Here is a 13,261-nt window from a genome sequence, read left to right on the forward strand (position 1 = left end):
GTAACTATTCAGCAGCCCCTTAAAATTACATGAAATCAAGAAAAAGTACTGGATCTTTTCCATCCTTTCTGATACAATATAAGCATCAAAACAAGAAGGAGGATGGTCTGGATGCCGTTCAATATAACGCAGGAATTTGTGCAGCAGCTGCTGGAACAGATTGCCCAGCTTACAAAGCAGGTCTCCGAACTGACAGCAGAGATATCTGAACTCCAGCAGGCCATCAAGGAACTGGAGGAGAAGAAGAACAGGAACTCCAAAAACAGCTCCAAGCCCCCTTCATCAGACGGCTATGCGAAAAAACCTGCAAGCCTCCATGGCAGGTCGGGTAGGAAACAGGGCGGGCAGGAAGGCCATGAAGGTGCCAACCTTGCCCAGCGCAGGCCTGACCGGATCGTAGGGTGCATGCCCTCAAAGTGCGCCAAATGCCCACGCAGAGACGAGTGCATGGCAAAAGCCAAGGTCACCGAGAGCCGGCAGGTCATCGATGCCGTAGTCACCACCGAAGTCGTACAGTATGACAGGTACCGGGTCACGGACTGCCCGCTGCATGGGTGGAGCCGTGACGGCCGCTTCCCTGAAGGGGTCAATGGCCCGGTCCAGTACGGCGCCAGCCTGCAGGCGCTTGTGGTGGCGCTGAACACTGTGGGTGCAGTCAGCATCGCAAGGACACATGAGATACTGGCGAACGTGTTCGACGTCCCCCTTTCAGCAGCCACGATAAAGTCCATGGTCTCCCGGTGCGCCGGGAGGCTCTGCGACGCCATATCGGAGATTGGCCGCCGCCTCATGGACAGCAGCGTGGACAACGCCGACGAGACCGGGATAAGGGTGGACGGAAAGCTCAAATGGGCACATGTGCTGTGCAATGGGAGGTACACCCTGATCCGCGTCCATGCCAAACGCGGATGGGAGGCCATGGAGGACATCGGGTGCCTGCCAAGGTTCCACGGCACCCTCGTCCATGACTGCTGGGCCCCGTACTGGAAGCACCCTGGAGGCATCACGCACGCGATATGCTGCGCACACCTCCTCAGGGAGCTGACAGGCATCGAGGAGGGCCACCCGGACTACACCTGGCCGACAAAGTTCAAGAGCCTCCTCCTTGAAATGAAGAAGGCCAGGGACAGGAGGGCTGAAAGCGGTGACATGGAGCTGAGCCGCTATTACCAGCGTAAATTCAGCAGGATGTACGATGGGGCCATCGAAACAGCCTATGAAGAGACCCCTGTCCCAGAGCCAGGGCCCGGGAAGAAGAAGGGGCGCAAAAAACGCGGGAAGGTCCTGGCACTTGTGGACCGCCTTAAGGAGCACAAGGCCGCAGTCTGCCTTTTTATAAAGGACTTTGCAGTGCCGTTCGACAACAACCAGGCCGAACGCGACCTGCGCATGACAAAAGCAAAGACCAAGATATCCGGCTGTTTCCGTACCCTGGATGGTGCGCAGGAATATCTTGACATAATGTCTTATGCAAGTACCGCAAGGAAGCTTGGCTACAACGCTTATATGGCAATCCAAAATGCGGTTTCGGGCGACCCTATGTTTATCTTTTCATAGGGGATGCTGAACAGTTACCGTGCATACATCGATGACATCCAACGCGCTCTTCGGTATCCTGCTGAAATACTCCCTGTTCTCCCATATATATCTCTCGTACCTCTTCCTGGATTCGCTGCATTTCATGATGCCCAGGACATATTTCAGATCCGAATCCATCTTCTGCAACGCCTCATCCGGAATATATACTGCTTAACGATTTCACTTGCCGTGAAACCAGACTGCATAACGCTGACTGGTTCATTCGCATGATTACATTAGGCAGTATTCAGCGTTATGCAGTATACCTCATGTGGATCAGATGCACGCGATAATCCGCAAACAGCTCCCTCAACTGCTCCGGCAGCAGACTCATGTCCACCATATCCGCCAGTGACAAGGGCTGCTTCCATCGCTTCCGTCCCCAATACAGCGTAAGGTTCAGGATCGGTTCAAGCCTGTCGCGCTTCCGGTATGCATACATGAAGTCGTCATCTTCCGTATATACCGAATTTTCCGCCCGATTCCTTTCCTGTATCCGCTCAATCCCGGCCCCATACTCCAGACTGTCCATCTCCATGAGCCTCCATGGAAAAATCAGGTTGACTGCATCCTGATTCTCCAGCCCCAGCCAGAAGCTATATCCTCCAGCCTTTATCCGTCTGATGACATCTCTCTGCCGAAAAGACAGCTTCCCCTTTGAGTTCCTGACGGCATAGAATCCATCGGCCGGCTCAAAGCTCCAGTCCTCTGGCAGCTTTTCTCCCAAATAATACTCCAGCACCGACCGTATCCGGTTCGGCTTTTTCATGTACACGTTCAAAGCATTGTTCGGTTCCCCCATCGTCCCGCCTTTCCGCAGGGACAGGAATCCGGCCCATACAGAACGCACGCGTTGCTCCTCCCTGCATATTATCCTGGTTGGTGTCAAGCAGGGAAGTTCTGAGATAATAGAATGTCAGACATCAAGTTCTGCCGGCATAGTCTGCCGCAGATTAGAATCTCCTGCTTATCGAATGAAAGCTATCATAGCTTCTGAACAATACTATAACACATTTGCAGGCCCGATACAATTGCCAATTATCATTTTTTCCTTTTTTCCGTTTTCCATCCTCTCTTTCGTTGGCGTCATTCAGCAACGCCAGACAGCAAAAACACCTGACAGGCCGCAACGCTCTGTCAGGTGCAATCATCTGCTATACATTATTTCTGTGTTTCTATCCCAAGCCTACGTCAGCACATAGCCTATCACATTCTTCTCCAGCGCGGAAATGCTTTCATACTCCTTCTGGACCTTGGTCCGAAGGGATCCGTCCTGTTCCTCCACCAGAATCACGGCATCGCATTCCGCCAGCATCTCCAGTGTGCTGGCATTGGCATTCATGCTGGCGCCTGTCATCAGCATAACGCTCTCCGGCAGTTGGGGCACGATTCTCTCGGTGAATTCCTCCAGCCTCCCGATGTCCACGGTGCCCGTCACCAGGAAAGTCCCTCCGTCCTTCGCCAGATTCGTTATGTTCGTGGCCACGATTCTGTAGGCTTCCTCCTCCGAAATCCGTTCCGTTCCGCTAAGCTTCGTCAAAAGCCCGTCCACACCTGAGAAAAGCTTCTTCTTCCTTTTCTTCGGAATGGCCCCCAGCATATAATAGCCATACCTTTCCTTCAGTTCCCTCTCGCCGCGTATCATGTCGCTGAACACATAGCCCAGGCAATAACAGAACACCAGGACGAACATCCCTCCCACAAAGCCGATGACGGCATACTTCGGGATGCTGAGCTCCTTCACCTCGCCCAGTTCCTTCTCTATCTCCTCAATCGCCTTCTGCACCTGATCTGCTGTCCGGCCTTCGGAATCCGTAGGTGCCGGCGCATCCGGCTGCGCCTGTTCCTTCAGCTCCGCCAATATATCCTTCTGCGCCTGCAGCCTTCCCTCTACCTCCGAACGCTCCTTCGGATAGACATTCTGGTCGTATATGGCGGCATAGCCGCCTGCCAAAGCACAAACCAGCACCGCAATCACCAAAACGGAACGCCACCTGTACAAAATGTGCAGCATCAAATCCTTCAGATCAATCTCTTCTTCATATCTCTGACTATTATCCATAGCAACCATCCTTTATGAAATATTTTTACATCGCCCCGTCCCGGCCGAACACTACCTTCACGGTCTTCAACAATATCCTGAAATCCAGCCCCATGCTCCATTCCGTGATGTACTTGGTGTCGAGCTTCACCACCTCTTCGAAATCCGTAATCTTGCTCCTGCCGCTGACCTGCCACAATCCGGTGATGCCCGGGCGTACCGCAAGCCTGGCCCGGTGGTGGGGTTCATACCGGTCCCACTCGTCTAAGGTAGGCGGCCTGGTTCCCACAAGGCTCATATCCCCCTTCAGCACATTGAAGAACTGCGGGAACTCATCCAGGCTCCAGTCGCGTATGAAGTTCCCCAGGCCCTTTTTCACGGTTCCGTCCGGCAGCACCCTGCATCCTATGATGCGCGGATCGCCCTCCAGCTTGAACATCAGGCCGTCTCCGTGCTGGTTCCTCTCCATCAGTTCCTTCTTCCGCTCCTCGGCATCCATGTACATGCTCCGGAACTTGTATATCCGAAACCGTTTGCCGTTCATTCCCACACGTTCCTGCGTAAAGAATACCGGACCCGGCGAGGCAATGAAAATCGCCGGCGCAAGCAGGACGAACAATACACCCGTGACAACACATCCCGCAATCCCGCCAGCGATGTCCATGGCACGCTTGGCGAACTGCTGCAGGGGCGTGGCGTAGCTGATGCTGGTGGTCAATACTGTATGGCCGCCTACATGGCCCACGAACTGCCGCATCCCGCCGCCGTCTTCTGCCCGGAACACGCTGACATGGACCACCACGCCCATCCCGGCCAGGCGTTCCACTAGCTGCTCCGGATAAGGCTGCTCCCGGGGCAATACCACCAAAGCTTCATCCACCCAACTGCGGCATACGGCATCCACCACATCCCCGGCTCCCGCCACCACGGGCACGCCGTCAATCTCGCCGCCGCGCATGTCCCTGTCCAGAACCGCTATCCCCGTTATCAGGAATCCCTCCGTGCCATGCTCCATGATATCCGCCGCACATTCCCGGGCCAGCTTGAAATCCGTCACCAGGAGAAGCGAACGCTGATCTGTCACCGCCCTGCGCCGTATCAGGAAAGCCTTCCAGAGGACTCTGAGGAAATAACTCATACAGACATATAGAACGCCCGTCAGATAGATGACGAACCGGGAGTAATCCGCGCTGGTCTGTGTCGTGAACAGCCCAGTAATGACCACTGCCTCCACCAGACACGCCTGTCGGATGGTCGCCCCGAACTCCTCATAGCGCCCCCGCCGCAATATGCCGCTGAAAGCCCCTGTCAGGAGCACCACGGCCACCTCGGCCAACAGGACGATTATACCGATTTCTTTGTACGCCTCGTCCCGGTAGGGGCTGGTGGGCCCCATACGCACCGCATAGGCCAGAAGAAAGGCCGCCTGTATGCAGAGCAGATCCAACACTATGAAATCAAGGTGTTTCAGCCATCCTCCGGCCTTTTTTCTATACATGGCCGCAACGCCCCTCTCTCTGGTAAACCCTTACCTGTCACAATCCCGCATCCTGCGCCGCGAGCTGCCGCCTTTTTCGTCCGTTTCGGAGGCTTACGGCGCAGGATGCAGAATCGTTTATCTGTTGCGGAAATCCGCAGCATACTTCCTTTTTAAACATCCTGCCCCCCCGAACCGGGAAGGGCAGGATAACCACATGTCAAAGGATTCTCATTTTATTTCTTTTATTTTAATACGTATAGCACATCCTGACAGCAGATTCTTACTGCTGATTAATCATGCATGATTAATCCCATGCTTATCCCTGCATGGGCAGGGCTTAAAACAGATTAGCCGTTGCAGCGAGCCTTCTTAGCGCAAACAACAACGCCAGCCAGGCACAGAACTGCCATCATGCCAGCTACGGGCAGAGTCTCACCGGTCTTAGGGGACACGGGAGCGCCTGTAGCAGTTGTGGTAGCGGGAGCGGTTCCCTCAACAGGGGGAAGGCCAGGCTTAACAGTACCATTGTCCTTTACTTTTACAAGCACAAAATCTGAAAAGCTTGGAATAGTCGCCTGATAACGCTTGTCAACATTATTCCAGACTACAGCAATCTCCCCTACGAACTTTCCATCCTTAAAATGGTACAGCACAAAGCCCTCACTTGCACCAAGAGCAGGTGTATCAGAAAACTGAATTGTGACCGGCTTTCCATCCCAGTTCGCGGGAGGAGTCAGCGAAAAAGAACCAACGATATCAATAATATCCTGTCCAGCACTCTTTGCAGATGCTTCAATATCCTTTGCCATGCTCTCTGCCACCTCTTCCGTAACAGAAACATCTGCATAAACAAAATCTTGAGGATACCAAACCGTTGCTCCGTCATCGGGATCAGGGGTTATGGGACTGTTGTCTGCAAAAGCAGTCATGCCAAAGGTCATAGCCAACGCAAGACCAAGCGCCAGCATTTTTGCAAATTTCTTCATTTTTTACATTCCTCCTTACCTCTTTCATGTGGTTATATCAAGCCTCTCAGCCTAATACCAAATTTTAAACATCTTTCCCTCCATGATTTACTCTATCTTCTCATAAAAGATATCCAAAATCAACCGGTAAAGCGCATCCTCATCCACCCAGAATTCCTCGTACTCCTCTCCCTTCGTGGTCTCCCCTTCCAGGACATGCATGTTGTCGCCATCAAAGCTATAATTCAGAATCTGTGTAGCGAGATATCCTACTTCATCCACCGAAATGTCCGTCACCATATATTTGCTCAATGTTCCATACAAAGATACAGGAAAAGTGACATCCTTCTTTAGCGCTGCCATCGCCTTGGCTGCATAGGCCATGATATACTGCTTCTGTCTCTGAAGCCGCCCTGCGGCAGTCTGCGCTTTTGTGATATCCCTATTGTGCAGATAGTAATAGGCATCCATCCCCTCCAGATGAAGCTGATCCCCTTCCGTAATTCGATATTCACCGAAATCCAAAGTCTCAATCGCCTGCAGATCAATGCCTCCGACTGCATCGTTAAGCAATGGAATAGCCCCCATATTAATAGCACAATACCCATGGATAGGCAGTCCATAAAACAGATTAGATACCGCCTGTACACTGCGTTCACAACTGAGTTCAGTACCATTTCCATATCCATGCTGGATAGCCAGCTGGGCTGTCATGGGACCCCAATAAATCCCCTCTTTGTTATATGCCTCTACCTCTGTCATGGTATCTCTGGGAATGCCAATGACAGTGATTTCTTTGCTCTGCGGATTCAACACCAGCAGGAAATTGGCATCCGACTGACCGCCTTCAATACCTTCTTCTACCTCCCGCACTTCCGACATCTTGTCAATGCCCATAAAAAGAAACGTCAGCACATCCGAATTATATCGGTAATGAACTCCCTCGAACCGGAAGTCCCCCTCCTGCCAGTCTTCGTCCTCCACATCAGCACTGCCGCCCAAAGCCACAGCCATGTCCGATAACGTAGAAATCATTTGCCCGTCATCTGCCCTGCTGTAGAGACTGTTCTTACCGGATATCTGCAACAAAAGGAAGGATATGGCAATGACGAATATCACCACCACCACGCCCAACAGCAAATTGAACAGGACACGACCCACCCGAACCTTCTTTACTGCTGTTCTTCCCCCTGCGTCCCTATTCCTCGCTGGCATTCAATAGCACCCCCTGTACAACGAAACGGTTATTCGGCTTCGTGGATATGCAGGTGGACAATGTCAGGATACGACCATCCCCATCCACTTCTACATCCTCCCTCAGGACGCTGCCCATAATGCGGGCATCCCTGACTTCATCTATATACTGTTCAAATACTCTCTTCTCCTCAAACCAGTTATGGGCATAGAGGATATGCTCATCCGTCGTCTCATGTGCCGTAAATATCTCGTATACCAGCAGGCTGTCCGGCGTATAGATATAAACGTAAGGATGGGATTCCATATATTCACTGTCCGCATACTTGTGAAGCCCCGCGAACATGCTGCCATCCTTCATATTGTGGCCGTACACCACCGTCACAGGATCCGTAAAATCCTTCGCATTGTAATCTTCCGTATAGATACATCCCGGATAGCCTCTGCTGCCGTCCAGATTGTAATTCAAATAGTATGTATTGTCCGTAGGGTGCTGCAGAATCGGATAATCGACCGCGGTATCCGGTATATATATCCATGCGTAGATATCCTTATTGACAGTCTCCTGCAGATTGTCGAAGTCAACCTGCTTTTCCGGAACGGGGATACCCATGTCTTCCAGCGCCTTCAGGGGGTCAACCTCCTCTTCAGGCTCTTCTTCCGATGCCTCGCTGCCCTCGCTGCTTTCTGCAGAGGGCTCCGGAGTCTCTTCCAGTACGACCTTCGTAGTCTGCTCCGCCAGGCTCTCATACTGATCCTCCGCATCTTCCTGCTTGGCCTTCCCCGCGCAGGCTACCACCGTGCACACGATTGCTGCAACGAGGAACGCCATGCTCGCTATCTTCCAGATACGCGCCCTGTTGCCACCCGCATCCTTGTCATTCTTCCTCATGTCCAAGCAGTCCTCCTTTTGAATCCTCTCTTTTCACAATGTCTCTTTTATTTTATACTTAATGCGCCCATAATGCAAGTCCCATTTCACAATTACCATTTTTTTAGTAATTTTGATAGTTTTCCAAATGGTGTGTCATATATTTTGCTATAAATGACCGTTTAATTCGACTTTTTTGCCTATATTCCGCATCTTTTCTTTGAAAAAACTGACCTCTACCCCCCCGTATCGGTCTGCACCGGCATATTGAACAATCCTCAGCCTTCTCCGGCCTTCTCCACCCGGCTGATTGCACTTTTTTCCATGGGAATACGGCAGTTCTTGTTGCTGCCGAACTCCACGATGACCATGTCGTCCTTCATGTCGATTACGACTCCGTAGAAGCCGGATGTGGTCAGCACCACGTCCCCGATTGCCAGCGACGCCAGCATGGCCGCCACCCTTTTCTTCTCCTTGTTCTGAGGGCGCATCAGGAAGAACCACATCGCGCCGATAACCACAGCGTACATAAGCAGCATGCTGATCAGTCCGGCTCCCCCGGCCCCTGCCGCGTCAGCACCAGTCAATAATATACCCATCTTTCCTCCATTCTAACGTCACGGTAACCAGACGTTCGTAGCTTGTCTAAATAAGTATGATACACAATAAAAGCCAATCGGTCAAGGGGCTGACCGGATTTTCCTGACCTTTTTCCGAAATCCCGGTCAATCCTGCATCGCCATCCCCTCCAGCTTCCCCTTCTTATACGCCGCGAATCTCCCCTCGTCCAGCGCGTTCCGCACCTCACTCATCATCGTATTATAAAAATACAGATTATGCAGCACGCACAGACGCATCCCCAGCATCTCCTTGGCCTTCAGCAGATGCCGGATGTAAGCCCTGGAATACCTCCGGCAGGCCGGGCAGCCGCAGCCCTCCTCGATGGGCCTGTCGTCCAGCTCGTACTTGGCGTTGAACAGGTTTATCTTCCCGCGGTTGGTGTACAGATGCCCGTGTCTGCCGTTCCGGCTGGGGTACACGCAGTCGAAGAAATCCACGCCCCGCTCCACGCCCTCCAGGATATTGGCCGGCGTGCCCACGCCCATGAGGTATGTGGGCCTGTCCTGGGGCAGATGCGGCACCACCTCGTCCAGAATATGGTACATCTCCTCGTGGGTCTCTCCCACGGCCAGGCCGCCCACCGCATAGCCGTCCAGCTCCATCTCCGATATCCGCTTCGCGTGGTCTATGCGGATGTCCGGATATACGGCTCCCTGATTGATGCCAAAGAGCAGTTGCCTTCGGTTGATCGTATCCTCCAGGCCGTTCAGACGTGCCATCTCCCGCTTGCAGCGCTCCAGCCATCTGGCCGTGCGGTCCACGGAGGCCTGCACATATCCCCTGTCCGCCTTGCTGGGCGCGCACTCGTCAAAGGCCATGGCGATGGTGGAGGCCAGGTTGGACTGGATGCGCATGCTCTCCTCCGGCCCCATGAAAATCTTCCTGCCGTCCACATGGGAGTTGAAGTACACCCCCTCCTCCCTGATCTTGCGCAGCCCCGCCAGGGAAAATACCTGGAAGCCGCCGGAATCCGTAAGTATGGGCCTGTCCCAGGACATGAACTTATGCAGTCCGCCCAACTGCTTCACCACCTTGTCCCCGGGGCGCACATGCAGATGGTAGGTGTTGGAGAGCTCCACCTGGGTCCCTATCTGCTCCAGATCGGATGTGGCCACCGCCCCTTTGATGGCGGCCGCGGTTCCCACGTTCATGAACACAGGGGTCTGAATCGTGCCGTGGACCGTCACAAGCTCTGCGCGCTTCGCCCTTCCTTCCTGCTTTAAGATGCGATACATCTTTCTCTCCTCCTTGACGACTCTGATAGTTTTCCGTAATGTTCACCCTATTCCGTGGCATCCTGTCCCGCACCGCTGCGCGATACAGCGCTCCGTGGCGCCCCGCTTTGTGCCCCGGCATTTCTGCGGCCCACGGCATAGAAATCGGCAATATAATCCATCCGCGCGGACATGTTCAGCAGCATGGCGTCCAGCACCGTCAGCGCCGTCATGCACTCCAGCACCACCACGGCCCTGGGCACGATGATCGGGTCATGCCGTCCCTTGATATGGACCTCGATCTCCTCCCCTGACCGGTTCACTGTCCGCTGCCCCAGGAAGATGGAAGGGGTAGGCTTCACCCAGGCCCGCACCACCACGGTATCCCCGTCGCTGATGCCCCCCAGGATGCCGCCCGCGTGATTGGTCATTTTTACTATATTTCCGTCTTCCGCATGGAAAGCGTCATTGTTCTCGCTTCCCCGCCTGGCAGCCACCTGAATCCCGTCGCCGATCTCCACGGCCTTCACCGCGCCGATGGACATGACGGCCTTTGCCAGGTTCGCGTCCAGCTTCTCGAAGACAGGATCGCCGATTCCCGCGGGAAGCCCCTCCACGACGCATTCCATGCAGCCCCCCACGGAATCCGTCTCCCGCTTCGCCTTCTCCAGATATTCCACAGCCGCCGCGTCCGCTGCCGCATCGGGCATGGCCGTGGGCGTGCGCAGGCTCACCGCCCTGTCGAAGGAGCCCATATCCGCCTCTATGGGGCCGATGGAGCGGGTATAGGCCCACACCCGCACCCCAAGCCGCTCCAGAATCTTACAGGCCACGGCCCCGGCCGCCACCCGCCCTACCGTCTCCCTGCCGGAGGAGCGCCCGCCGCCCCGGTAGTCCCGGAAGCCGTATTTTTCGTCAAAGGTATAGTCCGCGTGGCCCGGGCGGTAATAGGAGGCTATCTCGCTGTAGTCCCTGGAAATCTGGGAGGTGTTTCGCACCATCAGGGAGATGGGCGTCCCCGTGGTCCTGCCCTCGAACACGCCGGAGAGAATCTCCACCGCGTCGTCCTCCCTGCGCTGGGTGGCGATGCCGCTGGAGCCCGGCTTGCGCCTGTCCAGATACCGCTGGATGTCAGCCTCCTCCAAAGGCAGCCCCGCAGGACAGCCGTCGATGACCACCCCAAGAGCCTTTCCATGGGATTCCCCCCATGTGGCGATTTTAAAAACTGTCCCATATGTCGAACCGGCCATTTTCCCTCCTGTCCTCTCGTTCAAGAAAAATGGGCTGCCGCTTCAAGCAACCCATCCAATCTCATAGTTTGTGGAACGTAATGCAGTTCGGCACGTCCACCTTGATGGGCGGCCCGTTCATGATCATGGTCCCCTGCTCCACATTTACATGGAAGAAAGTCATGCTGTTGGACTCATGGTTCAGGGATACGAGGAACTTATTGTTGGGGAACAGGCTGGCATCCTTCGGATACTCGCCTCCCACAGGAAGCTCGAAAATCTCCCTGAGATGCCCCGTTGCCTCATCCACCTCGTACAGCACCACGGAATTCGCCCCGGCATTGCTGCTGAGCAGGTATTTATGATCGTCGGAGAATGTCAGCGCGCTGGCCGCATTGAAGCTCCCCATCTCCTGTTCGCAGGTGGACACTGTCTGGAGCTTCTCAAAAATCGGCTGTCCGCTCTTCTCCTCATAGGAGAACACATCGATGCTGCATTTGAATTCATTCACGATATAAATATAGCGGCCGTCCCTGGAAATCTTGATATGTCTGGGATTGGCGTCCAGCTCGCTGTGGACGATGTCCGCCAGCGCCACCTTGCCCAGTGTCGGATCGAAGCGGTACACCTTCACATGGTCCATGCCCTGATCCGCCACCAGCAGATATCTGTTGTCATGGGTCATACGGGCGCAGTTGATATGGGGCCTGGAATTGCGCTCCGCGATGATGCCCAGCCCTTTGTGGTAGATTTCATCGGTAATGTCGCCTACGGATCCGTCTTCCGCCAGCTTCAGCACCGTCAGCTTCCCGTCGTGATATCCCGCCACGAAGAGGTACCTGTCGGTATAATCCGTGGCCAGATAACATCCCCGCATGCCGTTGTTGGACGCGAAATTGATGAACTCCAGGCTGCCGTCCTTCAGGATGCGATAAGACTCCACCCCGAAATCCGTGATGGAATACAGATACTTCGCATTGTGGGAAATCGTCACATAGGAAGAATTGGTGATCTCCACCTTGTCCTTCTCGATGAAACGTCCCTTTTCCATATCCACATCATATATCTTTATTCCATTTTTGTCTCCCTGCGTATAGGTGGAGACATATGCCACATACTTGTCTTTTTCCATGCTTAAAACCTCCGTTCCCCGGCACATGTCCCTATTATAGCATAATCATTTCCGCTTTTAAATACCTTTTCCAAAAAAAGGACGAACAAAAGGCGGTCAACCTCCATGGGGACCGCCTTTCACCGCTCTTATCCCATTCCGCAGACGGGCTTACTGCTCACATCCACAGTCCTCGCCATTGTCCCTGCGCGGGAACCTGGGATAGTCCTGCCACGGAGGGGGAATGATGCCGGACGAGGGCGCGTCGCACCCGCACTCCCGCTCCTCCCGGGCGCAGCCGCAGGGCTCAGGCTCGCAGCAGGGCCTTTCCCTCCCGTCGTCCCGGCCTCCGCAGCCATCATTGCGGGGCTCGCAGCAGGGCTTTTCCTTCTCATGGCGGTGGTGCCGATGCTCATGGCAGCCGCCCCGTTCCGGTCTGCCGCAGCAGTCCATTCCGTTCCCGCAGCCATTCCCACAGCCGCGGCCATTTCCACAGCCGCCGCAGCAGCCAAGCAGTAACAGCAAAAATATACAGTTCATATAATTCTCCATATGATATATTTATGGTATCATATGCGAATTTACGTCAATCCGTGCCAGTTCACCCTCTCCTCTCCGCCACATACATGGCGATGCTCCTGGGCGGCACCTCCCGCAGGAGACATTCGCCCTCCCGGCCCCCGTCCTGCCGCATGCTTTCCGGTTCCGTGGAGAACGCCAGCTCCCATTCCATCCCCCTGGGGAGCTTGGGCAGCGCCAGGGCATGGCTCTCCCAGTGCATGTTCATGGCCAGATACAGGAACTCGCCGTCACGGCTTTCATCGGCCTGGGCGTACTTTCCGCACAGCATGATGCCCACATGCCTGTAATTCCCCTCCGTCTCCGGCCTCCAGGCATACTGTCCGTGATAGGACATGTCCGGATAGCCGCAGGCCAGGGTATCCATGAGGCATAGCT

14 protein-coding genes are annotated in these 13,261 nt (G+C 54.4%); 1 reads left to right on the forward strand and 13 read right to left on the reverse strand.

Annotated features, from left to right (window positions below; genetic code table 11):
* Positions 1–111: 111 nt before the first annotated feature.
* On the forward strand, positions 112–1,557 hold the full coding sequence (locus Q2B33_RS03595) for an IS66 family transposase (protein ID WP_300823050.1): 1,446 nt from the start codon (positions 112–114) through the stop codon (positions 1,555–1,557).
* Here Q2B33_RS03595 and Q2B33_RS03600 read toward each other — a convergent pair.
* The 13 genes from Q2B33_RS03600 to Q2B33_RS03660 all read right to left on the reverse strand — a co-directional run bounded on the left by Q2B33_RS03600 (position 1,552) and on the right by Q2B33_RS03660 (position 13,154).
* Positions 1,552–1,716, reverse strand: a complete 165-nt coding sequence (locus Q2B33_RS03600) for a hypothetical protein (RefSeq protein WP_300782389.1) — start codon at positions 1,714–1,716, stop codon at positions 1,552–1,554. The two genes, Q2B33_RS03595 and Q2B33_RS03600, sit on opposite strands and share 6 nt — an antisense overlap.
* A 115-nt stretch (positions 1,717–1,831) precedes the next feature.
* The gene (locus tag Q2B33_RS03605) at positions 1,832–2,428 is read right to left on the reverse strand and encodes a hypothetical protein (RefSeq protein WP_300565366.1); all 597 of its coding nucleotides are present in this window, start codon (positions 2,426–2,428) and stop codon (positions 1,832–1,834) included.
* A 336-nt stretch (positions 2,429–2,764) separates the two neighbouring features.
* The gene (locus Q2B33_RS03610) at positions 2,765–3,640 is read right to left on the reverse strand and encodes a hypothetical protein (RefSeq protein WP_300565364.1); all 876 of its coding nucleotides are present in this window, start codon (positions 3,638–3,640) and stop codon (positions 2,765–2,767) included.
* Between the two features lie 25 nt (positions 3,641–3,665).
* A complete protein-coding gene (locus Q2B33_RS03615; protein ID WP_300565362.1) occupies positions 3,666–5,117 on the reverse strand; it encodes a sugar transferase in 1,452 nt (483 codons plus the stop codon).
* 329 nt (positions 5,118–5,446) lie between these two features.
* Positions 5,447–6,085, reverse strand: coding sequence for a hypothetical protein (locus tag Q2B33_RS03620; RefSeq protein WP_300782386.1), 639 nt, complete (start codon positions 6,083–6,085; stop codon positions 5,447–5,449).
* 87 nt (positions 6,086–6,172) lie between these two features.
* Positions 6,173–7,225, reverse strand: a complete 1,053-nt coding sequence (locus Q2B33_RS03625; RefSeq protein ID WP_300819461.1) for an LCP family protein — start codon at positions 7,223–7,225, stop codon at positions 6,173–6,175.
* A 37-nt stretch (positions 7,226–7,262) separates the two neighbouring features.
* Positions 7,263–8,150: a class B sortase gene (gene srtB, locus Q2B33_RS03630; protein WP_300782381.1), complete on the reverse strand. Its 888-nt coding sequence runs from the start codon at positions 8,148–8,150 to the stop codon at positions 7,263–7,265.
* 257 nt (positions 8,151–8,407) lie between these two features.
* A complete protein-coding gene (gene yajC, locus Q2B33_RS03635) occupies positions 8,408–8,728 on the reverse strand; it encodes a preprotein translocase subunit YajC (RefSeq protein ID WP_300565354.1) in 321 nt (106 codons plus the stop codon).
* A 126-nt stretch (positions 8,729–8,854) separates the two neighbouring features.
* A complete protein-coding gene (tgt, locus tag Q2B33_RS03640) occupies positions 8,855–9,985 on the reverse strand; it encodes a tRNA guanosine(34) transglycosylase Tgt (RefSeq protein ID WP_300774426.1) in 1,131 nt (376 codons plus the stop codon).
* 47 nt (positions 9,986–10,032) lie between these two features.
* Positions 10,033–11,214 (reverse strand): chorismate synthase, encoded by a 1,182-nt coding sequence (aroC, locus tag Q2B33_RS03645; RefSeq protein WP_300782379.1) that lies wholly within the window; start codon positions 11,212–11,214, stop codon positions 10,033–10,035.
* A gap of 61 nt (positions 11,215–11,275) precedes the next feature.
* Positions 11,276–12,325 carry a lactonase family protein gene (locus Q2B33_RS03650; RefSeq protein WP_300565348.1) on the reverse strand — a complete coding sequence of 350 codons (1,050 nt, stop codon included), beginning with the start codon at positions 12,323–12,325 and terminating at the stop codon, positions 11,276–11,278.
* Positions 12,326–12,475: 150 nt separating this feature from the next.
* Positions 12,476–12,844, reverse strand: a complete 369-nt coding sequence (locus Q2B33_RS03655) for a hypothetical protein (protein WP_300782376.1) — start codon at positions 12,842–12,844, stop codon at positions 12,476–12,478.
* A 61-nt stretch (positions 12,845–12,905) separates the two neighbouring features.
* Entirely contained in the window at positions 12,906–13,154 is a 249-nt protein-coding gene (locus tag Q2B33_RS03660; protein ID WP_300913867.1) for a hypothetical protein, read from the reverse strand.
* Positions 13,155–13,261: the final 107 nt, after the last annotated feature.

It is taken from the genome of uncultured Acetatifactor sp., assembly GCF_948601915.1.
GTDB lineage: Bacteria > Bacillota > Clostridia > Lachnospirales > Lachnospiraceae > Acetatifactor.

What these genes read in the sequence shown, in the direction of transcription:
- tgt (WP_300774426.1), bottom strand. Translation starts at nt 9,985, where the DNA reads ATGTATCGCATCTTAAAGCAGGAAGGAAGGGCGAAGCGCGCAGAGCTT.
- Q2B33_RS03650 (WP_300565348.1), bottom strand. Translation starts at nt 12,325, where the DNA reads ATGGAAAAAGACAAGTATGTGGCATATGTCTCCACCTATACGCAGGGA.
- Q2B33_RS03595 (WP_300823050.1), top strand. Translation starts at nt 112, where the DNA reads ATGCCGTTCAATATAACGCAGGAATTTGTGCAGCAGCTGCTGGAACAG.
- srtB (WP_300782381.1), bottom strand. Translation starts at nt 8,150, where the DNA reads ATGAGGAAGAATGACAAGGATGCGGGTGGCAACAGGGCGCGTATCTGG.
- aroC (WP_300782379.1), bottom strand. Translation starts at nt 11,214, where the DNA reads ATGGCCGGTTCGACATATGGGACAGTTTTTAAAATCGCCACATGGGGG.
- Q2B33_RS03660 (WP_300913867.1), bottom strand. Translation starts at nt 13,154, where the DNA reads ATGCTGTGCGGAAAGTACGCCCAGGCCGATGAAAGCCGTGACGGCGAG.
- Q2B33_RS03615 (WP_300565362.1), bottom strand. Translation starts at nt 5,117, where the DNA reads ATGTATAGAAAAAAGGCCGGAGGATGGCTGAAACACCTTGATTTCATA.
- Q2B33_RS03620 (WP_300782386.1), bottom strand. Translation starts at nt 6,085, where the DNA reads ATGAAGAAATTTGCAAAAATGCTGGCGCTTGGTCTTGCGTTGGCTATG.
- Q2B33_RS03610 (WP_300565364.1), bottom strand. Translation starts at nt 3,640, where the DNA reads ATGGATAATAGTCAGAGATATGAAGAAGAGATTGATCTGAAGGATTTG.
- yajC (WP_300565354.1), bottom strand. Translation starts at nt 8,728, where the DNA reads ATGGGTATATTATTGACTGGTGCTGACGCGGCAGGGGCCGGGGGAGCC.
- Q2B33_RS03600 (WP_300782389.1), bottom strand. Translation starts at nt 1,716, where the DNA reads ATGGATTCGGATCTGAAATATGTCCTGGGCATCATGAAATGCAGCGAA.
- Q2B33_RS03655 (WP_300782376.1), bottom strand. Translation starts at nt 12,844, where the DNA reads ATGAACTGTATATTTTTGCTGTTACTGCTTGGCTGCTGCGGCGGCTGT.